Below are 23,930 nucleotides of genomic sequence, written 5' to 3'. Positions count from 1 at the left end.
ATCACATTCAGGAGATCCGCAACATGTCAGAGTCACGTCTTCTCGACGGCAAGGTCGCCGTTATTTCCGGCGGCGCGTCGCCGCGCGGCATCGGCATGGCGACCGCACGCAAGTTTGCCGCTCATGGCGCGCGCATCGCCATTTTCGATCTCGACGAAAACGCCGCTATAGAGGCTGCGGCGTCGATCGGGCCGGAGCATCGCGGCTATGTGTGCAATGTCACCGACCGTGGCGCATGCCAGGCCGCCGTCGAGCGCACCGTCGCCGATTTCGGTTCGATCGATATCCTGATCAATAACGCCGGCATCACCCAGGCGGCCAAATTCCTCGACATCGACCCGGAAAGCTGGGACCGCATTCTCGACGTCAACCTGCGTGGCGTGCTGTATCTGTCGCAAGCGGTCGTGCCGCAAATGAAGAAGCAGAAGAGCGGTTCGATCGGCTGCATGTCGTCGGTATCGGCGCAGCGCGGCGGCGGCATTCTCGGCGGCCCGCACTATTCGGCGGCCAAAGCCGGCGTGCTTGGTCTGGCGAAAGCGATGGCGCGCGAACTCGGCAACGACGGCATTCGCGTGAACTGCGTGACGCCAGGCCTGATCCAGACCGACATCAACGCCGGCAAGATCAGCGACGACAAGCGCGTCGAAATTCTTTCGGGCATTCCGCTGAATCGCCTCGGCGTACCCGACGATGTGGCCGGCGCGTTCCTGTTCCTCGCGTCGGACCTGTCGTCGTATATCACCGGCGCGGTGATCGACGTGAACGGCGGCATGCTGATTCACGGCTGATTCAACGCCGATTCGTCCAGCAGGACAGGCTGCGCGGCGGGAGGCCGGCGGCCTCGATGGAGACCTCGTAGTAGAGAACAAACGGACGCGGCGCGCGACACGTGCAGCCGCCGCGCTCGCGACCCCAGAAAACATAACGACACGCCACATTGGAGGAAGACACCATGACTACCCGTTCGAACGCCCCGCAGGGCATCAGCCGCCGCACCTTTCTGAAAGCCGGCGCGACCTTGTCCGCAGCCGTGCCGTTGTGGAGCGTCTCGCGGCGCGCCATGGCGGCGCCCGAGTTCTCGTACAAACTCGCCACCGGCCAGGACCCGACGCATCCGGTCAACATCCGCGCTCAGGAGGCGATCAATCACATTCGCGAAGCGACCAACGGCCGCCTCGACATCAAGCTGTTTCCGCAGAACCAGCTCGGCTCCGACACCGACCTCCTCTCACAGGTGCGCAACGGCGGTGTGGAGTTTTTCAACCAGGCCTCGTCGATTCTCGCGACGCTCACGCCGGCCGCGGGCATCGTCAATACCGGCTTCGCGTTCAAGGACTACGACGCGGTGTGGAAAGCCATGGACGGCGACCTCGGCAATTACATTCGCGGGCAGATCGGCAAGTCCGGACTCGTTTCGGTCAGCAAGGTGTGGGACAACGGCTTCCGGCAGATCAGCTCGTCCACGCGCGCGCTGCGTGCGCCGGCCGACCTGAAGGGCTTCAAGATCCGCGTGCCGCAAGCGCCGATGCTGACTTCGCTGTTCAAGGCGCTCGACGCGGGCCCCGCGCCGATCAACTTCAATGAACTCTATTCGGCCTTGCAGACCGGTGTGGTGGAAGGCCAGGAAAATCCGCTGCCGATCATCGCCACGGCCAAGCTCTATGAAGTGCAGAAGTACATCAGCCTCACTTCGCACGTGTGGGACGGTTACTGGATTCTCGGCAACCGCGCCGCGTGGGAGCGACTGCCGGCGGACATGCGCACCATCGTCACGCGCGAATTCGAAAAGGCCGCGATGCTGCAGCGCGCGGACATCGCGAAGCTGAGCGGTTCCCTGCGCGACGATCTGAAAACCAAGGGCATTACTTTCATCGACGTGGATCGTGAGTCGTTCCGCGCCGCACTGGCCAAGACGAGCTTCTACCACGACTGGAAGAGCAAATACGGCGACGAAGCCTGGAGTCTCTTGGAGAAGTCCGTCGGAAAACTGGGGTGATGCGATGATCTCGATCTCTTACTCACACGAGCGGCAGCACCGCTTCGCCTGTGCGCTCGATTCAGCGCTCGGGCATCTGGTGGAGATTCCCGCTGCCTTGCTCGTGCTGGCGGAAATCGTCGTGCTGCTGGCCGGCGTGACGAGCCGCTATATCCTGCACGCGCCGCTCGTCTGGTCCGACGAACTGGCCTCCATGCTGTTCCTCTGGCTCGCCATGCTCGGCGCCGTGATCGCCTTGCGGCGCGGCGAGCATATGCGGATGACCGCGCTGGTCGGCATGGCGCCGCCGGGCGTGCGCGCGTTTCTCGACGTCGTGGCGATCGCCGCGCCGATCGCGTTTCTCGCGATGGTGATCGGGCCGGCCATCAGCTTCGCGCAGGACGAGTCGTTCATCACCACGCCCGCGCTCGAACTGTCGAATTCGTGGCGCGCCGCCGCCTTGCCGATCGGTTCCGCACTGATGCTGCTGGTCGCCGTAGTGCGCCTCGCGCGCATGGGCAACTGGCGTCTCGTGCTGGGCGCGGTCGCGACGGTCGGCGCGCTGGTCGGCATTTTTATCGCGCTCGGACCGGTGTTGCGCGATCTTGGCAATATCAACTTGCTCATTTTCTTTGTCGGCCTCGTGGCGCTCGGCGTGCTGAGCGGCGTGCCCATCGCGTTCTCGTTCGGTCTCGCCACCTTCGGTTATCTCGCGCTGACCACGAACACGCCAATGCCGGTGGTGGTCGGCCGCATGGACGAAGGCATGTCGCATCTGATCCTGCTGTCCGTGCCGCTTTTCGTGTTCCTCGGCCAGTTGATCGAGATGACCGGCATGGCAGCGGCGATGATCGCGTTTCTCGCGAGCCTGCTGGGTCACGTGCGCGGCGGTCTTTCGTACGTGCTGGTCGGCGCGATGTATCTCGTCTCCGGTATCTCAGGATCGAAGGCCGCCGACATGGCCGCAGTCGCGCCGGTCCTGTTCCCGGAGATGAAAGCGCGCGGCGCGAAACCCGGCGACCTGGTCGCGCTGCTCGCCGCGACCGGCGCGCAGACCGAGACGATTCCGCCGAGCCTCGTGCTGATCACGCTCGGCTCGGTGACCGGTGTGTCGATCTCCGCGCTCTTCACCGGCGGCATGCTGCCGGGCATCGTACTGGCGATCACGCTGTGCATCGTCGTGCAATGGCGCTATCGGCGCGAGGACATGTCGAGCGTCAAGCGCGCGACGCGCAGCGAGATTCTGCGCAAGCTGGTGATCGCGTTTCCGGCGCTCGCGCTGCCGTTCGTGATTCGCGCGGCGGTGGTCGAAGGCATCGCGACGGCGACCGAAGTCTCCACCATCGGCATTGCGTATGCGGTGCTGGCCGGCTTGCTGATCTATCGCCGCTTCGAGTGGAAGCGGCTCAAGCCGATGCTGATCGATACGGCCACGCTGTCCGGCGCGATTTTGCTGATCATCGGCGCGGCCACCGCGATGGCGTGGGCTTTGACGCAATCCGGCTTCTCGGGCCAACTCGCGCAGACGCTGGGCGCTTTGCCGGGCGGCGCGGCGATGTTCATGGCGGCATCGATCTGCATGTTCGTGATTCTCGGCAGCGTGCTTGAAGGCATTCCGGCCATCGTGCTGTTCGGTCCGCTGATGTTTCCGATCGCGCGGGCCATGCATATCCACGACGTGCATTACGCAATGGTCGTGATCCTCTCGATGGGCGTGGGCCTGTTCGCGCCGCCGTTCGGCGTGGGCTACTACTCGGCTTGCGCGGTGAGCCGCATCCATCCGGACGAAGGCATGAAGCCGATTCTCGGCTACATCGCCGCGTTGATGGCCGGGCTGATCATCGTGGCCGCCGTGCCGTGGATTTCGACGGGCTTCCTGCATTGAGCCTTTGATCTCCTGAAGCGCGAGGCCAAAACCGCAAGGCTTCGCGCGATGTTCTTCCGCCCGCTTCTTTGGGCCACGCCAATCGATTGATTCAATTTGTCTGACTGCCGCCGCTGCCCGTGAAGCAGCGGCGTAGAGGAGCCTTTTGCCATGTCCACCACCGAAGCCCCGTCTGCCGCATTGAATGCTTCGCCTGCTTCGATCACGCCGCAGGTCCAGGTTGCGCAAACCGCGCCCTTGCCGTTAGCCGACGCGATCCGCTTCCTTTCCATCGATGCGATTCTGCGCGCCGGCGAAGGCCATCAGGGCGTGCCGCTCGGCATGGCGGAAATCGCGACCGCGCTGTTCACGCGCCACCTGAAATTCAATCCGGCTGATCCGACCTGGCCCGACCGCGACCGCTTCGTCCTCTCCAACGGCCACGGCTCATTGCTGCTGTATTCGCTGTTGTATCTGACCGGATATGACGCGATCGGGCTGGAACAGATCAAGTCTTTCCGCGAACTCGGCTCGCACTGCGCGGGGCATCCCGAGTACGAACCCGCGCACGGTATCGAGGCCACCACCGGTCCGCTCGGCCAGGGCATCGCCAACGCGTTCGGCATGGCGATCGCCGAAGCGTATCTCGCGGCAAAATTCGGCAGCGGCCTTGTCGACCACTACACGTATGCATTCGTCGGCGATGGTTGTCTGCAGGAAGGCGTCGGCCAGGAGATGATTTCGCTGGCCGGCCATTTGCAACTCGGCAAGCTGATCCTCTGCTGGGACGACAACCGGATTACCGACGACGGCAGCACTTCCCTCTCGATCAGCGAGGACGTCTGCGCGCGCTTTCGCGTCGGCGGCTGGCATGTCATCGAGGTCGACGGACACGATCTCGAAGCGGTGTCGGCGGCATTGACTATCGCCCGCGCCGACCTGCGGCCTTCGATGATCGCGTGCAAGACCGTGATAGGCCGCGGCATTGCGCGTCTGCAAGGACAGCGCGGCGGTCACAGCGGCAAGCTGTTCCAGGCGGACGCCGACGCGGCCCGCGACGCACTCGGCTGGCCGCACGCTCCATTCGAGATAACCGCGGAGATTCTCGGAGAGTGGCGCGCGGCAGGACGGCGTAGCGACCCGCAGTACTACGCATGGCACGAACGTCTCGCCGCGTTGCCCGCCGCGCAGCGGGACGAGTTCGAACGGGTCCAGTCAGGCCACCTGCCGCACGGCTGGCGCGACGTGCTGGCCGACTACCGCAAACGCGCCGTGGAGCGCGACGAGCCGCAGCCCGGCATCACCGTGTCGGGCGAGATCAGCGATCTGCTCGCGCCGCTGCTGCCGGAACGCATGGTGGGCTGCGCCGATCTCGAAGCGCCCACCGGCCACAAGCGTCAGCTGCATGCCTTTACGGCCGAGGACCGCAGCGGCGCCTACGTCCACTGCGGCGTGCGCGAACATGTGATGGGCTCGATGGCCAACGGCATGGCCGCGCATGGCGGCGTGATCGCGACCAGCGTCACCTATCTGGCGTTCTCCGACTATCAGCGTCCGGCCATGCGCATGGCGGCGCTGATGGGCCTGCCGGTGCACTACGTGTTCAGTCACGATTCGATCGGCGTCGGCAAAAATGGACCGACGCATCAACCCGTCGAAATTCTCGCCTCGCTGCGCGCGATGCCGAACATGCGCGTGCTGCGTCCCGCCGATGCCGTCGAAGCCGCCGAGTGCTGGGCGCTCGCGCTCGAACATCGGCGCGGGCCGAGCACGCTGGTGTTCGCCCGCCAGGCGCTACCGTTGGTGCGCCGGGAACATAGCGCCGAGCCGTTGTCGCAACGTGGCGCCTATGTACTCGAAGAGGCTGAGGGCGGCGCGCGCGTCGTGACGCTATTGGCAACCGGTTCTGAAGTCGCATTGGCCGTGCAGGCGCGCCGCCAGTTGCAGGACGAAGGCATCGCGACGGCCGTGGTGTCCATGCCGTGCTGGGAGATTTTCGACGAACAGGACGACGCCTATCGCGCGGCCGTGCTTGGCGCGGGCACCGTGCGAGTCGGCGTGGAAGCGGCGTTGCGGTTCGGCTGGGACCGCTATCTCGGTGAGCGCGGCGGCTTTGTCGGCATGACCGGTTTCGGCGCTTCCGCTTCGGCGGAGACGCTGTACGAGCACTACGGCATCACTGCGCAGCATATCGTCGCTGAAGCGAAGCGGCATCTGTAAATCATCGGGGACATGACCATGCATAAGATCGTTTTTCTGGACCGCTCGACCCTTGCGCCACAAATCGTGCTGCGCGAGCCGCGCTTCGAGCATCAGTTGATCGAGCACGAGCGCACCACGCCGGAGCAAGTGATCGAGCGTCTGGCCGGCGCGTCGATTGCGATTACCAACAAGGTGGCGCTGACGGGGGAAGTGTTGGAGCAGTTGCCGCAACTGAAGCTCGTTGCGGTGGCCGCGACCGGCACGGATTGCGTCGACAAAGCGGCGGCTCAGCGGCTCGGCATTGCGGTGAGCAATATTCGCGGCTACGCGATCAACACGGTGCCCGAGCATACGTTCGCGCTGATCCTCGCGCTGCGGCGCAATCTGGTCGCCTATCGCGACGACGTGCTCGCTGGCGAGTGGCAGAAGTCCGGACAGTTCTGTTTCTTCACACACGCGATTCACGATCTGGCCGGCGCGCGGCTTGGCATCATCGGCGAAGGGGTGCTGGGGCAGCGTGTAGCGGAACTCGCCAAAGCCTTCGGCATGCAGCCGATGTTCGCCGCGCACAAAGGACGCGAAGGTCTCGGCCCGCTATACACGCCGTGGGACGACGTGCTCGCGACGAGCGACATCATCACCGTGCACAGTCCGCTCACGCCGCAAACGCGCAATATGCTCGCCATGCCCGAGTTTCGCGCGATGAAGCGCCGGCCGTTGATCATCAACACGGCGCGCGGCGGACTCGTGGATGAAGCCGCGCTCGTGCAGGCGCTCGACGAAGGGCTGATCAGCGGCGCCGGTTTCGACGTGACCGCGGGCGAGCCGCCCGCCGACGATAACCCGCTGTTGCGCGCCGCCGGCCGGCCGAATGTGATTCTGACGCCGCATGTGGCGTGGGCGTCGGATGAAGCGCAGCAGAGTCTGGCGAATCAGTTGATGGATAACATCGAGAGCTTCGTCAACGATACGCCGATGAATCTGGTGAGCGGAGCGTATTGAGCTTGCTAGCCGCGCCGCCTGCATGTCGAGCGACGCGGCTGCCTGCCTTGAATGCCGCTTACGCCTGACGGAAAATCGGCGCGCCCCACGGTGCCCCGATCGTGCCGCCATCCACGACGATTTCCGCGCCGGTCATTCCCGACGCGTCGGTGGAAGCAAGGAACAACACGGCTGCGGCGACTTCTTCCGGAGCGGCGAGGCGCGCCATCGGAACACGCGGCGCGAGCGCCTGTTCGGTGCCGTCGAGCGTCGCGCCCTCGCGCGCGCCACGCGTCCAGATCGGCGTGCGCGTGCCGCCCGGGATCACTGTATTCACGCGAATACCGCGCTGCACCAGTTCCGACGCGAAGACCTTCGCCATACCCGTGATGCCGGCCTTGGTGGCCGAGTACGCCGACGAGCCAGGCGAGCCGAGTTCACGCATCACCGAGCCGTTCAGCACGACTGCGCCACCCGCGCTCATCAATGGCAATGCGGCTTGCACGGTCAGAAAGACCGCCGTCAGATTCGTGCGGAGAATGGCCTCGAACGCCGCGGCCGTCGTGCCGCCGAGCGGCGTCGGACCCGAGATGCCGGCATTCGCGAACACGATGTCCAGCGTGCCGAATTTGCTCTTGATCTGTTCGAACAACGCGTCGATGTCCGCTTCGTTATCCAGATTGGCCCGCACGCCCAGCGCGTTTTCTCCGAGTTCGGACACGGCCTGATCCAGCTTCGCACTGTCGCGGCCGGTGACCACCACCTTCGCGCCTTCGGCAATCAGCAGCTTCGCCGTGACGAAACCAATGCCGCTATTCCCACCGGTAATCAACGCTGTCTTTCCTGAGAAACGCATCATCTCTCTCCTTGATTGCGCCGCGAACGCGCCGATAGTCACGGCCGTGCGACGCCTGTAACGGTTAAGCGGCCAACAAACGCCGCCGCGTGCGGACATCCGCGAAAGATGCCCTCATCCAACATTCTGCATGTTGATCATCATGCACATTTTCAGTATTATGCTCATCATGCAGATTGTCAAGAGGGGTGATGGAGATGGGCTACTCGCAGGCGCAAAAAGCAGAAAGCCGGCAGCGTGTGCTGGAAACAGCGGCGCGGCAGATTCGGGAAGATGGCATCGAGGCGCTCGGTGTGGCGGACTGCATGCGGCGCGCCGGTCTCACGCATGGCGCGTTTTACGGTCACTTCGAGTCGCGTGACGCGTTGATCGTCGAGGCGCTGGAGTATGCCGTCGCGCTGAGCGAGAAACGGATCGCCGCCACTGTCGCGGCGGCAAATGCGAACGGCTCGGCGAAGAAAGAACCGCTGCGCGTGATCGCCGAAATGTTTCTCAGCGAGAAACACATCAAGGATCCGGGCAACGGCTGCGCGTTGTGCTCGCTTGCCGGCGAAGCGCGGCACGCGGCGCCGGCGGTTCGCGAGAGTTTGACGCAATACGTGCACAAGCTGGCGTCGCGCATCGCGCAGACGTTGGCCGGCGATAGCGAAAGCCTGGCGCTCGGCATTGTCGCGACCATCGTCGGCGCAGTGACGCTGGCGCGTGCTGTCGACGACCCTCAAACAGCCAGATCAATTCTGGCGGGCTCGCTGGATCTGATCGTGGCGCAAGGCGCCGAAGCCTGGCTTGATGGAGCGGCGCCGGCATAGGCCTGCGCCGCCCTTCTGTCGCCTCAATGCGCGTCGAAAACTACAAGGCGCGCGTCGGCACTTCAATGATCGTCGTCGCGATCGAAGCCGCACATGCGGTCCGACTCGCCGTGGTCGCGGCGGTGGTCGCCGTGATGATCGTCATCCACGCCGGGCAATTTTTGCGCAACGTAACCGGGCAAGTCGCTCGGGTCCCACGCGAAGGCGAAAAACTGATTCGGGTTCGCGATACCGGCCGGGTGGTTGGTATCGGTAATCGTGCCTAAGAAGTCGTTGTCGTTGGCGACGAACAAGGTGTGCTTCTTCACACCGCCCACCACGACATCGGGACCGAATGCCAAACCTTCCAGCTTCGCCGGAATATCGTTCGCGTTGTAGCCGTGGGCGGTGAGCGCGGCGACCAGGTCCACAAACAGCGTCTTTTGCACCGCATACGGCGCGAGGCCGACCTCGCCGCTCGCGTTGCCCACGTCCTGAGCACCGTTCAGGTCGATATGAAACACCTTCTTGAACACGGCCGTCGAGTCATCGCCCAGACCCTAGCCGTCCCGCTCATCCATCAGCATTTCGTGATCGTTGACGGCCACCACGTCGCTAATGGTCGGATATTTGGGTTTGGCTGGCGTGCCGATGTTCGTCAGCGGATACGCGAACTGGGTCGTCTTGCCGGTGCGCACGTCGATCCTGACGATGCGCGTGTACGCGCCTTTCGTGCCGCCATCCTGGATCAGCGGGCTTTGCATCGCGCCGAACAGCGTCTTGCCGTCCGGCGAGATCGCGAGACCTTCCATGCCCTTGTTGGCGACACGGCCCGAGATGTTCTCCGAGATTTCGTCGTTGCCGATCGGGCTCAGTGTGGCAACCGCGAACGCGTCCGGCAGCTTGTACGTGTCGATCCGGCGGCCACTGCGGCGATCAAAACGGTACACGTAAGGGCCGTACTCGTCCGAGATGAAGACGCTGTCGCCGTCGTTGCTCACGCGCACGCTTTCGGGATCGAAGCGCGCGTCGCGGTCGTTCGTCGACAGGCGTGTCGGATCGAAGTTGTCGGAGCGGCCGGTGAAGTAGTTGGTGTGGTTGCGGCGGTTGAGCGCGGGCGCGCCGTTGGGCACGCCCGCGGCAGCGCCTGTGCCGTAGACCAGCCTGTCGTCGGTGCGGAGCAGCGTCGTGGCGAGCAGGGTCGGCGTCATCGTGTACGGAAGCGACGCACCGCTCGCGCCGGGTTTCAGGCGCAGGCGCAAAGTCTGAAAACGGTTGATATACGAAGCGGTGTCGTCGATCGCCGGGTTGTACGACACCGCATTCGGGCCGCGGTCCGGTACGGCGACGAACGTATGGCATCCCGCGTAAGCGATGCCTGAACCGAGACCACCGAGCAGATTGCCCGCCACGCCGTTCTCCAGCGGCGCCGCGGTTTCCTTCGATAAGTCGCTGGCGAGGCCGCTGAGCTGGCCGACCGCGATGAGATCGATGCCGGCATGCGCGGCCGTTGCGAAGAAAAGCGACGAAGCGATCGCCGTCAGAGCAAAGATTCTTGAACGGGACACGGTGTCTCCTTGATTGGAAGGCTTGTTTGTCGACGGATCGGGCGCGCGGCGTCGTGCGTGGGCGCTTTTGTCCGTGTGGATGTGCGAAAAACGTTGAAGGCGGGCCGGCCCGCGGGCCGTCGGCCGATTGAAGGCCGCCGGTAATACTGCGTGAGGTTCGTGACCGAATAATGACGTCTGGAACCAGCCTTGAGACAACGGCGGCAGCATTGCACTGCGCCGGAAGGGTCGATGGGTGCCCGCGCCCTTACCCGATCGCCAATCCTGCGTCGGCCAGCGAACGGCGCAAACCCAACTTCGGATACGCCCGATCGACCGCGCGCACGTCCGCGCGCGTTTCCTCGATGATCCAGTCGCGCACGTCCGCCGCGGCGGGCCGCAGCGGGCGGCTCTCCGGCCACACCAGACAGCAGCGCCGGTTGGTGACGATCAGTTCCTGTTCGGCCGGCTGAAGCGCGCCTTCCAGCAGCCAGTGCGACACCACGTTCAACCAGCCGAGCGCCACGCCCTGGCCGAGCAACGCGGCCTGCACGACGATCGCGTAGTCGTTGAAACTCAACATGCTCGCGGCGTGCCGGCCGTGTGCCGAGAACGCTTCAAAGCGCTCATGCCAGCCGCGCTCGCCGTCGTCCATGACGATCACCGTGTCGCCGTGCGCGCGCCCTGCCTCGGTGGCCGCGATCTCGTCGTAGCGCCGGTTGCACACCGGCAGCAGTGTCTCCGGCATGACCAGCACGCTGTTCTCGCCGATTTCGTCCTCGCGCCGAAAGCGCATGCCGAGATCCACGTCGACGAGCGGCCCGCCGATGCGCCCCGAGATCAACTGGAACCGCAAGTCGACATGGGGAAACGCCTGATTCAGCCGGTTCATGCGCGGCATCAGCCAGTGCGTGGTGAAGGCCGTGGACACCGACAGCGTGACCGACTCCACGCCGGTGGCGCGCGCCTCGATCTCGCGGATCGCGCCTTCAATGCCGTTGAAGCCCTCGGAGATCTTCCGATACAGAATCTTGCCGTTCTCGGTCAACTCGATGCCGCCGCGCACGCGCTCGAACAGCCGCACGCCGAGATGGTCCTCCATGCGCGCGAGCATGCGGCTTACCGCGGGCTGGCTCACATATAGCTCCTGCGCCGCGCGCGTGAAGTTGCCGCAGCGCGCGGCGGCTTCGAACACGAACAGCGCATTGGCGCTCGGCAGTTTTTTGCGGAGATTAGGCATGATCTGATGTTATGCCTTCTCCAACAATTTGGGAATTGCCGCCAAAAAAGGCGAAGCCTATATTTTCCCTAACGCAGGCTTCTACAGCGAGACATGACGCAATGGACGCACGAGCGAAAACAGGTGTTTCGATCCGATCGGCAGCGAAACGTTATGGCCAGGTGGTGGCCCTCGACGACGTTTCACTCGACATCGCCCCCGGCGAATTCGTCTCGCTGCTCGGCCCTTCAGGCTCGGGCAAGACCACCCTGCTCGGCATTCTCGGCGGCTTCGTGCAGCCGAGTTCGGGCGCGGTCTGGGTCGGCGAGCGCGACATTACATTTGCGCCGCCGCATAAACGCGACATCGGCATCGTGTTTCAGAACTACGCGCTGTTTCCGCATATGAGTGTCGGCGAGAACGTCGCGTTTCCGTTGCGCGCGCGCCGTCAGCCGAAAGGCACGTGGGCGAAGAAAGTCGCCGACGCGCTGGCGATGGTCGAACTCTCCGGCTACGAAAGCCGCGGCATCGGCCAGCTTTCCGGCGGTCAGCGGCAGCGCGTGGCGCTCGCCCGCGCGATGGTGTTCGAGCCGCAACTGATCCTGATGGACGAGCCGCTGTCCGCGCTCGACAAGCAGCTGCGCGAAACCATGCAGATCGAACTGCGGCGGCTGCATCGCAAGCTCGGCGCGACGATTGTCTATGTCACGCACGATCAGCGCGAGGCGCTCACCATGAGCGACCGCGTGGCCGTGCTGAAAAACGGCCGGCTGGTGCAGATCGATACGCCCGAACGGCTCTACGACCGGCCGTGCGATGCCTTCGTGGCGAGCTTCATCGGCGAGGCGACGCTGCTCGACGTGACGCGCGCCGGCGACGACGCCGTGCGTCTCGGCGATACCGTTCTGCGCACCGCGCATCCGCTGCCGCATGGCAACAAACTGCTGCTCGCGGTGCAGACCGAAAAACTCGTGATCGACGGCGGCGGCGATGGCAACGGCGGCGTGAACCGTCTATCGTGCCGCGTCACCGAGGTGCTGTATCAGGGCGAAAGTCTGCGCGTGTTCGCCGCGCTCGCCGACGGCACCGCGATCAGCCTCAGGCAACCCGGCGGCCACGACGCGCGCCGCCGCATTCCCGAGCCAGGCGCGCAGATGAGCGTCACGCTCGACCCGCAGGACACGATCGTCGTGCCCGCCTGATTTTCTCCGCCCACGCATGGGGCACTCCCTCCCCGTTTCACCGCACATTGCAAAAGGATGATTTCATGAAGCTCACCGATTTCAAGGTCCTGACGTTCGACGTCGTCGGCACACTCATCGACTTCGAGCGCGGCGTGCTCGCCTCCGTTAGGCGCATTGGCGGCCCGAAAGCGAAGGACCTGACCGACGACCAGATTTTCGAGCCGTACATGCGCGGCCGTGCGGCTTATCCGGGCCGTTCGAGCCACGAAATGGCGAATGTCTATCTGTCGCTCGCGAAAGAACTCGGTCTGCCTGACGACGCACAATCGGCCGCCGCCTTCCAGCGCGACGTGCTCGAATGGCCGGCGTTCGCGGATTCGGTCGCGGCGCTCAAGCGTCTGCGCAAGCACTTCCGCCTGGTCGCGATGACCAACGCGGACCGCGTGGCACTCTCGGCCTACGCGCACACGCTCGGCGATCCGTTCGACGACACCGTCTGCTGCGATGAAACCGGCGTGGCCAAGCCCGACCCGCAATTCTTCGCGTACAACCGCGGCCGTCAGGCGGCGTTCGGCTACAAATTCGGCGAAATCCTGCACACCGCGCAGAGCCAGTATCACGACATCGGCATCGCCACGAAACTCGGCTATGCGACCTGCTGGATCGAACGCCGTCAGAACGTGAAGGGCTTCGGCGCCACGCCCGTGCCGGAAGCGGTGACCACGCCGACCTTCAAGTTCGCGACGCTCGGCGCGCTCGCGGACGCTGTCGAAGCCGAAGCACACCTCGCCGCCTGAGCCGATGCTCGCGCCGATGACACCTCCCACGCCCGCGCCTGATTCGCTCTGGCGCGCGCTCCTGACGGCATCGCCTGGCGCCGCTGCGGCGGTCAGCACCGGCGTACCCCTCACGCACGATCTCGACGTCGAGGTCGCCGTGATCGGTGCGGGCTACTCGGGGCTCGCCGCGGCGTATACGCTGCAAAAGCGCGGCGTCGACTGCGTGGTGCTCGATGCGAATCCGGTGGGCTGGGGCGCGAGCGGGCGCAATGGCGGCGTGGTGTCGTCGAAGTTCCGACTGTCGTTTCCCACCATCGACAAGCTGCACGGCCTCGAAACCGCGAAGCGCATGCATCGTCTCGCGCACGACGGCGTGCGGGTCGTCGAGACGCTGGTCGATGAATTCCAGTTGGCGGGTGCCCGCTTCGAACACACCGGCAGCCTGCGCTGCGCGCACACGGAGACCGCGCTCACCGCGATCCGCGCTGAAGCCGACTGGGTTCGCACGAATCTCGGCGATACCTCCATGACCGCGCAATCGCGTGCCGACATCGAACGCGAGACGGGTTCCAAGGGCTTTGTCGGCGGCGTGCTGAGCGCGGACGCCGGCACCATTTTGCCGCTCGAATACGTGCGCGGACTCGCGAGCGGCCTCACACTGCGCGGCGTGCCGATCTACGAATCGACGCCGGTGCAGCAGATGCAACGCGCGCCCGGCGAGCCGCGCGTGACGCTGCGCACACCCGGCGGCACGGTGCGCGCGAAGCAGGTCATCGTCGCGACCAATGCGTATTCGGATCTCACCGACGCCACCGCACCGTACCAGCGCGAACTCGTACCGTTTCGCAGCGCGATGATCGCCACCGAGCGACTTCCCGCCGACCTCGACGCGCGCCTGATGGTCGAGCGCCGCAGCTACACCGAAACGCGGCGCATGATGAAGTGGTTCCGCAAAGTGGACGGCCGCATGCTGTTCGGCGGACGCGACGCGTTCGGCAAGGAAGGGCAAACAACCGGCTTCGACGCGCTGCAGCGCGCCATGGTCGCGCTCTTTCCCGATCTCGCAGACCTGCGCGTGGAATATCGCTGGTCGGGTTATGTGGGCATGACGTTCAATTCGCTGCCGCATGTGGGACGCAGCGACGACGCCACGACCTTTTGTCTGGGGTATAACGGGGCAGGCGTCGCGATGGCGAGCCTGCTCGGCCAGCATGCCGCCGCGCTCGCGCTCGGCGAAACGCCCGAGCTTTCACTGCTCGGCGCGCCCGGTCTGCGGCCGGTGCCCTTCCATTCGCTGCGCGCGCCGGGTGTGAGACTCGTCGCGGCGTGGTATCAGTTTCTCGACGCCGTAGGTGCATGATGACAACCGCCAAACGGATGCTCCAGGGAACCACCTTGATGCAGGCCACCGAGTCCGATCCCGCCGCGCGCTATCAACGCCGCGAGGACCGCACGATGCTTCTCCTGATGACCCCGGCGCTCCTCGTGATCGTGGTGCTGCTGGTCGTGCCGCTCGCGTGGCTGTCGTGGCAGTCCATCTATCACGACGGCTTCACGCTCGAAAACTACCGGCGCATGTTGACCGGCGCTTACCTCGATACGTTTCTGCTGACGTTCAAGCTGAGCATTATCGTGACCGTCATCACGCTGCTGCTCGGCTATCCGGTGGCGTACTTCGCCGCCTCGCTGCCGCCGAAGCTGAGCGCGCTTGTGCTCGGCATGGTGATTCTGCCGTTCTGGACCAGCGTACTCGTGCGCACCTATGCGTGGCTCGTGCTGTTGCAGCGCACGGGGCTGGTGAACAAGGCGCTAATCGCCTCGGGACTCGTCGACCGGCCAGTGCAGCTTGCCTACAACCAGTTCGGCACGGTCATCGCGATGGTGCATATCCTGCTGCCGTTCATGGTGCTGCCGCTTTATTCGGCGATGCAGAAAATCCCGTCGAATCTTTCGCAAGCCGGTGCGAGTCTCGGCGGCTCGCCGCTGCACGTATTCCTGCGCGTGTTCCTGCCGCTGTCGCTGAGCGGCGTGTTCGCCGGCGTCACGCTCGTGTTCGTGCTGTGCCTCGGCTTCTACATCACGCCTGAACTGATGGGCGGCGGCAAGTCGATCATGGTGTCGATGGTGGTGAGCCGCAACGTCGAGATCTACAACAGTTGGGGCGCGGCGAGTGCGGTAAGCGTTGTGCTGCTGATCTGCGTGTTCGCGATTTTCTATGCCGCGAGCCGCGTGGTGCCACTCGACAAGACCTTGGGCGCGAAATGAACAAACTCCCGTTCGGACGGATCGTCCTCGGCGCGAGCGTCGTGCTGATTCTGCTGTTCCTGATGGTGCCGGTGCTGATCGTGGTGCCGCTGTCGTTCTCCGACACGCGCTTCATGACCTTCCCGCCGCCCGCCTACTCGCTGCGCTGGTATCACTCGTTCTTCGACAATCCCGCATGGATCGACGCGGCGCGCACCACGCTGAGTGCTTCGATCTGCGCCGCGCTGATCGCCACGCCGCTCGGCGTGGCCGCCGCCTACGCGATCCAGAACGGCACGCACTGGATCATGCGCTATCTGCGCACCCTGCTGATGCTGCCGTTGATGGTGCCGATCATCATCGTCGCGGTCGGCGTGTTCTTCGTGTACTCTCAGGCCGGCTACGTCAATACGCTCGGCGGCCTGATTCTCGCCGATACAATGCTCGGGCTGCCGTATGTGCTGATTTCGGTCGGCGCCGATCTGCGCACTTTCGACCGCACGCAAGAGATGGTCGCGCGCAGTCTCGGCATGAATCGCTTTCGCAGTTTCATGACGGTGACGCTGCCGCAGATCAAGGCAAGCGTCATTTCCGGCGCGGTGTTCGTGTTCATTCAGGCGCTCGACGAAACGGTGGTCGCGCTGTTCGTGTCGGGCGGTTCGAACCAGACGCTCACGCGCCGCATGTTCGTGACGCTGCGCGACGAGATCGATCCGACCATCGCCGCGATCAGCACGATGCTGACCGCGCTGACGCTGTGCCTCGTAATGATCGTCGTGGTGAGCCGCCGCTCCAACGCGGCGCGCGCCTAACCTCTCTCTGAAGAAACGTGACTACATGCTCAACGCACTGAAGTTTTATATCGATGGCGCATGGGTCGAGCCGTCCACCGGCGCACGCCGCGCCGTCGTCGATCCCTGCACCGAGCAAGCCATCGCCGAAGTGGCGATGGGGACGCCCGCTGACGTGGATCGGGCGGTAGCCGCCGCGAAGCGCGCGTTCGTGTCGTTCTCGCAGACCACGCCGGCCGAACGCCTCGCATTGATCCGCCGCATTCTCGAAGTATTTCTCGAACGTCAGGACGAAATGGGCGACACGATCTCGCGCGAACTCGGCGCACCGCGCGCGATGGCGCGTGCGTGGCAAGCGGGCATCGGGCGGCGGCATCTCGAAGAACTGATTCGCACGTGCGAAACCTTCACGTGGCAGCGCAGGAAGGGCACGACGCTCGTCAATCACGAACCGGTCGGCGTGGTCGCGCTGATCACGCCATGGAACTGGCCGATCAATCAGATCGTCTGCAAGGCCGCGCCCGCCATTGCGGCCGGATGCACGATGGTGCTCAAGCCCAGCGAAGTCACGCCTCTCAATGCGTTGCTGTTCGCGGAGATACTCGACGCGGCAGGCGTGCCGCCAGGCGTGTTCAATCTCATCAACGGCGACGGGCCGACTGTCGGCGCGGCGCTCGCGGCGCATCCCGATGTCGATATGGTGTCGTTCACCGGTTCGACACGCGCGGGCGTCGAGATAGCGAAGCTCGCGGCGCCGACCGTGAAGCGCGTGCATCAGGAACTGGGCGGCAAGTCCGCGAACATTCTGCTGGACGACGTCGATTTCGAAGCGGCTGTGACGGCCGGCGTCAACTCGTGCTTCAACAACAGCGGCCAGTCGTGCAATGCGCCGACGCGCATGCTCGTGCCCGCGGCGCGCCATGACGAAGCCGTGGAGATCGCACGGCGCGCGGCGCAGGCGCAACGTGTCGGCCCCGCCGATCACGAGCGCACGACCATGGGACCGGTGGTCAGCAGCGTGCAATTCGAGCGTGTGGAGCGGCTGATTGCGGCCGGCATCGACGAAGGCGCGCAAGTCGTGGCGGGTGGCCTCGGGCGTCCGCCGGGTCTGGAACGCGGCTATTACGTGCAACCGACGGTCTTCGCGGATGTGCGCCCTTCCATGACGATCGCGCGCGAAGAGATCTTCGGCCCGGTGCTCGCGATCATGCCGTATCGCGACGAGGAAGAAGCGATTGCGATCGCGAACGACAGTCCCTTCGGACTCGCGGCTTATGTTCAATCCGCCGATCTGGAGCGCGCGCGGCGCGTGGCGTTCAGGCTTCGTGCGGGCAGCGTGTATCTGAACTATCCGTCATGGGATGCGGGCTCGCCGTTCGGCGGATACAAGCAGTCGGGCAATGGACGCGAATACGCCGAATGGGGACTTGAGGCGTTTCTTGAAGTGAAGGGTATTGTCGGATTCGGCGACTGAGCGCCGGGCGCCGATTAGACCGTTCATCGCTTGATGCTTGACGGGCCGCCGCGCTGCAACGCGACGGCCCGTCATTGCATTCACATACGCCCGCGCAACATGTCCGCAATCCGCTCCGCGATCATGATGGTCGGCACATTCGTGTTCGCGCACGGTATGGACGGCATCAGCGACGCGTCGCACACGTAGAGGCCGCTGACGCCATACACCGCGCCGCGCGGGTCGCAGACAGCGAGCGGATCGTCGGCCGCGCCCATGCGGCAGGTTCCGGACGGATGCCAGGTGCCGCCCACGGAACGCGTCACGAAGCGCGTCAACGCGTGATCGTCGGCGAGCAAATCGTTTAGCGTCACGCCTTGTGTGACCACGCTGCGCACCAGCCACGCGCGCAACGGTCCGGCAATGTCCAGCAGCAGGCTCAGCATGCCGCGTTGCAATGCGTTCCACGCGCCCGGCACGGCCACGCTCGCGACACGCGGCGAATAGCTCGAAGGCAGCAGCGTCGCGCGGTGCTTCGCCATCATCGGATCGGCGAGTGTGCGCGCGCCGAAGCGCAGCGCGAGCTTCAGCCGTTCGAGATCGCGCGCGTCGGCGAGCATGTTGAAATCGACGATGGGTTCGTCTTTCGGATCAGCCGACGCGAGACTCACGCGGCCGCGCGAGTACGACTTGTTCACCCAGAAGAAGATCGTGCCGAGCCGGTGGCCGACCGAATGCCAACCCGAGCGCGACAGGATCGCACCGTGCATGTCTCCGGGCACTGCCCCGCTCACCCCCGACGAGAAACGCACGATCGCCTGCTCGTGATGCTCGTTCGGATATAACGTGCAGGAAGCGCGCGGCAGAAACGCCGACACGGCAATCGACGGATGCTCCATCAGATTGCCGCCGACACCGCCTCGATCCGCCACCACCTCGATACCGAGCGCGGCGAGCTCGGCTGCCGGGCCGATGCCGCTTCGCATCAGCAGCGCGGGGCTGTGAATCGCGCCCGAACAGACGATCACATGTTTGGCGCGCAACGTTTCGTTGCGGCCGTCCTGGCTGATCACGCGCGCGCCGATCACGAGCTTGCCGTCGAACAGGATGCGCTCGACGAGCGTGTGCGTGCGGATCGTGAGATTCGGTCGAGCGCGCACGGCGTCGTCGAGATAGCAGACCGAGGTCGGGATGCGTTCGCCGGCTGCGCTCACCGCGATCGATCCAATGAACGTGCCGTCCTGCCACTCGCCGTTCTGGTCGTCACGCCGCGGGTGGCCGCGTGCGTCGAGCGTGGCGAGCACCGCGCGCACGAATGGCGAGATACGCGCCCACGGCGCGCGCTGGATACGAACCGGTCCGCTCTTGCCATGTAGCGCACCGTCGAAGTCGCAATCGGTTTCGAGCTTGCGGAAGTACGGCAGGCAGGCGCTCCAGTTCCAGCCGTGCGCGCCGAGCGCGTGCCACTCGTCGTAGTCGGCCGGCGCGCCGCGATTCGCCATCAGCGCATTGATCGCCGAACCGCCGCCGAGCAGGCGCGCCTGTTCGTAACGGCGCGGCGCAGCCGGGGCGCTCATGCATGCCTTCAGTCGCCGCCAGATGTTCGCGGTGTCGAGATAGGCGCGGCCGGGATAGCGGCTGCGCACTGCCTCGGGCATATCCGTTCGCGAGATATTGCGGCCGGCCTCGACGAGGCAGACGGTCTTGCCGGCATCTTCCGACAGGCGCGCGGCGAGCACGCAACCGGCCGAGCCGCCGCCGAGAATCAGATAGTCGATCACGTTCGATGAGTGCGCAGACGATGAGCCGTGCGGGACGCGCGACAAGCGCTCAGCGTTGCGCGCGCAATTCGGCGCGTTGGCGTTCAACGGCCTCGACTCGCGCGCGCAAGATGATGGCGCTTACTGCATGAACTTGAGCCAGCGCGCCTTCGCCTGGACGCCCGCGTCCGACGCCCACCATTCTTCCGACATCAATGCCTGCTTCGACGCATTCTCCGGCGAACTCGGCAATTCGCTTGCGCGCTTCGCGTCGATCTTGCCCGTCTTGAATGCAGCCGGATTGCCCGGGCCGTAGTCGATATAAAGTGGCAAGTTGGCTTGCAATTCCGGCGACACCGCGGCGTTGATGAACTTGATCGCCTCAGGCAGGTTCGGCGCATTCTTCAGCACGCAGAGTTGCGTGTCCTGCAGAATGCCGTCGTTGAAGGTGAAGTCGACATCGGGATTGTCCTTGCGCACCGCGCTTGCACGGCCGTTCCAGATCATCGTCATGTCCACTTCGCCGTCGTGCAGCAATTGCGCCGACTGGCCGCCCGAGGTCCACCACACGGTCACGTCCGGCTTGATCTGCTGCAGCTTTTTGAACGCGCGGTCGACGTCGAGCGGATAGAGCTTGTCACGCGGCACACCGTCGGCGAGCAGCGCGGCTTCGAGCACGGTCTGCGGATCGTTGCGCAATGCGCGCGTGCCGGGGAATGCCTTCACGTTCCAGAAATCGGCCCAGCTCTGCGGCACTTTTTTCAACGACTTCTTGTTGTAGCCGATCACCGTCGAATAGAACTCGTACGCGACCGAGTACGGCGTGCGGTATTTCTCCGGCATGGCCGCCCCATTCGGAATCTTCGAGAAGTCGAGCTTTTCCAGCAGACCTTCCTTGCCGCCGCGCAGGCAGTTGGAGGTCGGCGTGTCGACCACGTCCCAGATCGGCTTGCCGGTCGCGGCCTGGGCTTTGATCTGCGGCCACGCGTCCGGAATGCTGTCCTGGTTCACCGTGATGTTAAGCAGCTTCGCAGCCGGGTCGAGAATCGCCTTGGTCTGCGCTTCCTGATAGGTCCCGCCTTGCGAGACAAAGGTGATCTTGCCGGCGGCGGCAAACGCGGGCGTCAAACACGCGGGCGCGAGATTCGCGACGCCGAGGATCAGAACAGCGGCAAGCGGGCGCAACATGGGCTTCTTGATCACGACGGGGTCCTCGAAACGGTTGAGCGAACATATCGTCGATGTCATGCATCGTTGAGCCCAATATAGTGAGTCTATTTATTCGCCACAACGCCGGAATTGTTTGAGTGCCCATGACGTCACGTTATAACCCGGCAAAACCCCAATGCCGTGAACACGCCTGCTTGCGTACTGCTCAAGGCGCGCGGCTCACTCGACACGGCGCGGGGACTTCTCAACGAAACGCGCAGAGGCGGCGGGCAGCTGATAGTGACGGACCGGCCGTCGAGCGGTGTCAGAACGGTGTCAATACGCAGGGAGAAAACCGCATAAATCGCATTGCAAAACGCCGCGCCAAATGTTTTTTGGCGGTCGATTATCATGACTCGATCACCTCACTCGAATGGTTCGGTGTTGGATATGACGAATACAGGCAAGGCGTTGGTCGTCGCGCTGGTGCTGGTGGACGTGGGCTTCATCGCTTACCAGCTTCTCCCTAAAAGCAATCGCTCCGAAGTGGCGCCGGACGCGGTGACGGCCAGTTCCGTCGCCACGGCGCCAGTTAGTCCGCGCGTGGACGGCACGCATGTGACCGCGGGCAACGTGGTTGCCACTTCGCCGTCCGCGAACAGCACGGGCGAGAGCGCGGGCGCACCGTTGTCGCCCAAAGCGGGGCCTGCCCTCAACGGCGCGCAGCCACAGGCATCGCGACATAAACCGCCGGGCCGCGCGCCTGCATCGGCGGAAGCGCGCGAGTCTGTCGCTGCGAAGGCGAACACCGTGCAGCCGATTGCACGCGCGCGAAGCGATCTGACCCGGCATGGTTCGAATGCCGTTGCGGCTGCCATGACGGAACAACTCGTCAGGGAATCGTCCAAACCCGATCCGTCGCTGCCGATGCCACCGCCGACGCAGGCCGCACCGGCCAGCCAGGACCACCGTGGGTCGAACCCCGTCGCCGCCGCGATGACGCAGGAACTGGTAAGACAATCCGCACGAATCGGTCCAGCTTCTCAGGCGCCGGCTCCAGGCGGAACGCAGTAATACTGCAGTCCGAACTAATTGAATGACCGCGTGGCTTCGATCCACAGGTAGCTCCCCAACTACACGGCAGCATGGCTGTCGCGTGCATTTCGAACGTCGCACCTCGCCGCAATTGGCCCAATCGCCGAACGTTTGAGCGCGATGCCGCGTGCGCTTCGTCGCAGACTCGAAGCATGAAGTCGCCGGGCGAACGGCCTATACTGGTTCGGACTCCCGCAGACCGTCCCTCCTCCACCTGCCTGTCTGGACCCAGCCATGCTGACAACCGACGACATCCGGTCAGTACCGCTCTTCGCCACCCTCTCCGACGACGAACTCGACCATCTTGCGCACACGTCCGCGGACCTCCATCTGTCCGCCGGGGAGTTCGCGGTTCACGAAGGCGGCGAACGCGCACTGTACGTCGTGCTCACCGGCAAGATGGAAGTGATCAAGACGTTCGACGGTATCGAGCGCACGCTAGGCTGGCGTTTGCCCGGCACGATCTTCGGCGAAGTGCCGCTTGCGCTGAGTTCGCCGTTTCCCGGCGCGTACCGTGCGGCGGAGCCGTCCCGCGTCATGCGCGTGGACGCTCAGCGTTATTACGAACTGGCGGCCGCATCGCCCGCTGTGGCGCTCAAGATGGGCGCGCTCGCGCGCGAACGCATCGGCGGCTTGCAGGGGCTTTCCGCTGAACCGCCCAAGGCGCGCGTCACCATGGTCGGCAGCCGCTGGGACGATGCCTGTACGGCGCTGCGGCATTTCCTCGCGCGCAACCAGATCAGCTACGACTGGATGACGCCGGACGCGCCCGAACTGCCCAGGCGTTGGCCCGGAACCTGTCCGGCGGAAGAAGAGTGTCCGTCGCTGCGACTGGTCGACGGCACGGTGCTGAACCGGCCCGAGACCCGCGAGCTTGCCGGACTGCTCGGTCTGCAAACGCAGCCCCGTCTCGCCGAATACGACACGATGATCATCGGCGGCGGCCCGGCCGGTCTTGCCGCGGCGGTGTACGGCGCATCGGAAGGCTTGCGCACCATCGTGCTGGAACGCGAAGCGCCCGGCGGCCAGGCCGGCACCTCCTCGCGTATAGAGAACTATCTGGGCTTTCCTAACGGCGTCTCCGGGGACGAACTCGCGAGCCGCGCACTGCAGCAGGCAAGGCGGCTCGGCGCGGAGATTCTGGTGACTCGGTCAGTCGACCGGATCGATGTGCAGGCGCGTAGCGTTCACCTCGACGGTGGCGACATCATCCGGACGCGCACCATCATTCTTGCGACGGGTGTCACGTGGCGGCGTTTGTCGATGGAAGGCTTCGACCGGTTTATCGGTAAGGGTATTTACTACGGCGCGTCGCGCAGCGAAGCGAACGCGACGCATGGCCTCGACGTGTATCTGATCGGCGGCGGCAATTCGGCCGGCCAGGCCGCGTTGTACTTTGCCAATCATGCACGCATGGTGACGCTCGTTCTGCGCGGCGATTCGCTCGAAAAGAGCATGTCGCGCTATCTGATCGAGCAGCTGCGCGGCAAGTCGAACGTGGCGGTGCGACTGCGGGCGGAAGTCGTGGGCGCGTACGGCGATACCCATCTGACGGCGATCGACGTGCGCGATGCGTCGAGCGAGGAAGCGCGCCGGCAAGATTGCGGAGCATTGTTCGTGTTCATCGGCGCCGACGCGCAGACCAGCTGGTTACCCGAAGAAATCGCCCGTGATGCGCGCGGCTACGTGCTCACCGGCGACGACGTCGTCAAGGCCGGACGCTGGTCTCATACCCGGGATCCCTACCTGCTCGAATCGAGCGTGCCCGGCGTGTTTGCCTGCGGCGACGTGCGCCTGAGCCCGGTCAAACGCGTTGCTTCCGCAGTCGGCGAGGGCAGCATGGTCATCGCGTTCGCCCACAAATATCTGCAGCAGGACGCCCGCTAGCGACGGTCGCGCCGCGCGGCTATTCGGCCCGCGCGCGAAAGCGCGGCGGCCGCTGGACGGCGGCGCCGACAACGCCTATTCTTCAGCGGAATACGTCGGTTTTCCGATCATCGCAGATTGACTAAAAAACAGGCTTCTGTTCGGCCGATTGGAACC

General features: G+C 64.7%; 18 protein-coding genes and 1 pseudogene. 14 read left to right on the top strand and 5 right to left on the bottom strand.

Annotated features, from left to right (window positions below):
• Positions 1–23: 23 nt before the first annotated feature.
• The 5 genes from B0G71_RS34825 to B0G71_RS34805 all read left to right on the top strand — a co-directional run bounded on the left by B0G71_RS34825 (position 24) and on the right by B0G71_RS34805 (position 7,043).
• The gene (locus B0G71_RS34825; RefSeq protein WP_116147622.1) at positions 24–788 is read left to right on the top strand and encodes an SDR family NAD(P)-dependent oxidoreductase; all 765 of its coding nucleotides are present in this window, start codon (positions 24–26) and stop codon (positions 786–788) included.
• Positions 789–952: 164 nt separating this feature from the next.
• Positions 953–1,996 (top strand): TRAP transporter substrate-binding protein, encoded by a 1,044-nt coding sequence (locus B0G71_RS34820; protein ID WP_116147620.1) that lies wholly within the window; start codon positions 953–955, stop codon positions 1,994–1,996.
• A 4-nt stretch (positions 1,997–2,000) separates the two neighbouring features.
• Positions 2,001–3,860, top strand: a complete 1,860-nt coding sequence (locus B0G71_RS34815) for a TRAP transporter large permease subunit (protein ID WP_116147618.1) — start codon at positions 2,001–2,003, stop codon at positions 3,858–3,860.
• Between the two features lie 150 nt (positions 3,861–4,010).
• Positions 4,011–6,059, top strand: a complete 2,049-nt coding sequence (tkt, locus tag B0G71_RS34810) for a transketolase (RefSeq protein ID WP_258875727.1) — start codon at positions 4,011–4,013, stop codon at positions 6,057–6,059.
• Positions 6,060–6,077: 18 nt separating this feature from the next.
• The gene (locus B0G71_RS34805; protein WP_116149146.1) at positions 6,078–7,043 is read left to right on the top strand and encodes a D-2-hydroxyacid dehydrogenase; all 966 of its coding nucleotides are present in this window, start codon (positions 6,078–6,080) and stop codon (positions 7,041–7,043) included.
• 58 nt (positions 7,044–7,101) lie between these two features.
• On the opposite strand, the gene B0G71_RS34800 is transcribed toward B0G71_RS34805, so the two are convergent.
• On the bottom strand, positions 7,102–7,878 hold the full coding sequence (locus B0G71_RS34800) for an SDR family NAD(P)-dependent oxidoreductase (protein ID WP_116149144.1): 777 nt from the start codon (positions 7,876–7,878) through the stop codon (positions 7,102–7,104).
• 191 nt (positions 7,879–8,069) lie between these two features.
• On the opposite strand from B0G71_RS34800, the gene B0G71_RS34795 reads away from it, so the two are divergent.
• Positions 8,070–8,687: a TetR/AcrR family transcriptional regulator gene (locus B0G71_RS34795; RefSeq protein ID WP_258875725.1), complete on the top strand. Its 618-nt coding sequence runs from the start codon at positions 8,070–8,072 to the stop codon at positions 8,685–8,687.
• 62 nt (positions 8,688–8,749) lie between these two features.
• Here the strand turns inward: B0G71_RS34795 and B0G71_RS34790 are convergent.
• A pseudogene (locus tag B0G71_RS34790) lies at positions 8,750–10,234 on the bottom strand (esterase-like activity of phytase family protein).
• Between the two features lie 247 nt (positions 10,235–10,481).
• A complete protein-coding gene (locus B0G71_RS34785) occupies positions 10,482–11,453 on the bottom strand; it encodes a LysR substrate-binding domain-containing protein (RefSeq protein ID WP_116147616.1) in 972 nt (323 codons plus the stop codon).
• Positions 11,454–11,554: 101 nt separating this feature from the next.
• On the opposite strand from B0G71_RS34785, the gene B0G71_RS34775 reads away from it, so the two are divergent.
• The 6 genes from B0G71_RS34775 to B0G71_RS34750 all read left to right on the top strand — a co-directional run bounded on the left by B0G71_RS34775 (position 11,555) and on the right by B0G71_RS34750 (position 17,904).
• Entirely contained in the window at positions 11,555–12,634 is a 1,080-nt protein-coding gene (locus B0G71_RS34775; protein ID WP_116147615.1) for an ABC transporter ATP-binding protein, read from the top strand.
• A 65-nt stretch (positions 12,635–12,699) separates the two neighbouring features.
• Entirely contained in the window at positions 12,700–13,413 is a 714-nt protein-coding gene (locus B0G71_RS34770) for an HAD-IA family hydrolase (RefSeq protein ID WP_116147614.1), read from the top strand.
• Between the two features lie 4 nt (positions 13,414–13,417).
• Positions 13,418–14,755, top strand: a complete 1,338-nt coding sequence (locus B0G71_RS34765) for an FAD-binding oxidoreductase (protein ID WP_116147613.1) — start codon at positions 13,418–13,420, stop codon at positions 14,753–14,755.
• The gene (locus tag B0G71_RS34760; RefSeq protein ID WP_116147612.1) at positions 14,752–15,660 is read left to right on the top strand and encodes an ABC transporter permease; all 909 of its coding nucleotides are present in this window, start codon (positions 14,752–14,754) and stop codon (positions 15,658–15,660) included. Before B0G71_RS34765 ends, B0G71_RS34760 begins: the two co-directional genes overlap by 4 nt.
• Positions 15,657–16,451, top strand: a complete 795-nt coding sequence (locus B0G71_RS34755) for an ABC transporter permease (RefSeq protein WP_116147611.1) — start codon at positions 15,657–15,659, stop codon at positions 16,449–16,451. Before B0G71_RS34760 ends, B0G71_RS34755 begins: the two co-directional genes overlap by 4 nt.
• Before the next feature lie 25 nt (positions 16,452–16,476).
• Positions 16,477–17,904, top strand: coding sequence for an aldehyde dehydrogenase family protein (locus B0G71_RS34750; RefSeq protein ID WP_116147610.1), 1,428 nt, complete (start codon positions 16,477–16,479; stop codon positions 17,902–17,904).
• 80 nt (positions 17,905–17,984) lie between these two features.
• Here the strand turns inward: B0G71_RS34750 and B0G71_RS34745 are convergent, their stop codons facing one another.
• Together B0G71_RS34745 and B0G71_RS34740 are read right to left on the bottom strand one after the other, a co-directional pair.
• Positions 17,985–19,664: a GMC family oxidoreductase gene (locus B0G71_RS34745; protein WP_116149140.1), complete on the bottom strand. Its 1,680-nt coding sequence runs from the start codon at positions 19,662–19,664 to the stop codon at positions 17,985–17,987.
• A 120-nt stretch (positions 19,665–19,784) separates the two neighbouring features.
• Positions 19,785–20,846 (bottom strand): ABC transporter substrate-binding protein, encoded by a 1,062-nt coding sequence (locus B0G71_RS34740; protein ID WP_181916944.1) that lies wholly within the window; start codon positions 20,844–20,846, stop codon positions 19,785–19,787.
• Between the two features lie 396 nt (positions 20,847–21,242).
• Here B0G71_RS34740 and B0G71_RS34735 point away from each other — a divergent pair, with 396 nt between their 5' ends.
• Positions 21,243–21,866 carry a hypothetical protein gene (locus tag B0G71_RS34735; protein WP_258875724.1) on the top strand — a complete coding sequence of 208 codons (624 nt, stop codon included), beginning with the start codon at positions 21,243–21,245 and terminating at the stop codon, positions 21,864–21,866.
• A 255-nt stretch (positions 21,867–22,121) separates the two neighbouring features.
• Positions 22,122–23,774 carry a cyclic nucleotide-binding domain-containing thioredoxin-disulfide reductase gene (locus tag B0G71_RS34730; protein ID WP_116147609.1) on the top strand — a complete coding sequence of 551 codons (1,653 nt, stop codon included), beginning with the start codon at positions 22,122–22,124 and terminating at the stop codon, positions 23,772–23,774.
• Positions 23,775–23,930 lie beyond the last annotated feature (156 nt).

It is taken from the genome of Paraburkholderia sp. BL27I4N3 (genome assembly GCF_003386115.1).
Taxonomy (GTDB): Bacteria; Pseudomonadota; Gammaproteobacteria; order Burkholderiales; family Burkholderiaceae; genus Paraburkholderia.
This window is presented reverse-complemented; position numbering and strand designations above follow the sequence as displayed.

Coding starts and splice junctions, on each gene's coding strand:
- tkt (WP_258875727.1), top strand. CDS start 4,011: ATGTCCACCACCGAAGCCCCGTCTGCCGCATTGAATGCTTCGCCTGCT.
- B0G71_RS34800 (WP_116149144.1), bottom strand. CDS start 7,878: ATGCGTTTCTCAGGAAAGACAGCGTTGATTACCGGTGGGAATAGCGGC.
- B0G71_RS34760 (WP_116147612.1), top strand. CDS start 14,752: ATGATGACAACCGCCAAACGGATGCTCCAGGGAACCACCTTGATGCAG.
- B0G71_RS34735 (WP_258875724.1), top strand. CDS start 21,243: ATGACGAATACAGGCAAGGCGTTGGTCGTCGCGCTGGTGCTGGTGGAC.
- B0G71_RS34755 (WP_116147611.1), top strand. CDS start 15,657: ATGAACAAACTCCCGTTCGGACGGATCGTCCTCGGCGCGAGCGTCGTG.
- B0G71_RS34730 (WP_116147609.1), top strand. CDS start 22,122: ATGCTGACAACCGACGACATCCGGTCAGTACCGCTCTTCGCCACCCTC.
- B0G71_RS34770 (WP_116147614.1), top strand. CDS start 12,700: ATGAAGCTCACCGATTTCAAGGTCCTGACGTTCGACGTCGTCGGCACA.
- B0G71_RS34795 (WP_258875725.1), top strand. CDS start 8,070: ATGGAGATGGGCTACTCGCAGGCGCAAAAAGCAGAAAGCCGGCAGCGT.
- B0G71_RS34785 (WP_116147616.1), bottom strand. CDS start 11,453: ATGCCTAATCTCCGCAAAAAACTGCCGAGCGCCAATGCGCTGTTCGTG.
- B0G71_RS34775 (WP_116147615.1), top strand. CDS start 11,555: ATGGACGCACGAGCGAAAACAGGTGTTTCGATCCGATCGGCAGCGAAA.
- B0G71_RS34815 (WP_116147618.1), top strand. CDS start 2,001: ATGATCTCGATCTCTTACTCACACGAGCGGCAGCACCGCTTCGCCTGT.
- B0G71_RS34765 (WP_116147613.1), top strand. CDS start 13,418: ATGCTCGCGCCGATGACACCTCCCACGCCCGCGCCTGATTCGCTCTGG.
- B0G71_RS34805 (WP_116149146.1), top strand. CDS start 6,078: ATGCATAAGATCGTTTTTCTGGACCGCTCGACCCTTGCGCCACAAATC.
- B0G71_RS34750 (WP_116147610.1), top strand. CDS start 16,477: ATGCTCAACGCACTGAAGTTTTATATCGATGGCGCATGGGTCGAGCCG.
- B0G71_RS34825 (WP_116147622.1), top strand. CDS start 24: ATGTCAGAGTCACGTCTTCTCGACGGCAAGGTCGCCGTTATTTCCGGC.
- B0G71_RS34820 (WP_116147620.1), top strand. CDS start 953: ATGACTACCCGTTCGAACGCCCCGCAGGGCATCAGCCGCCGCACCTTT.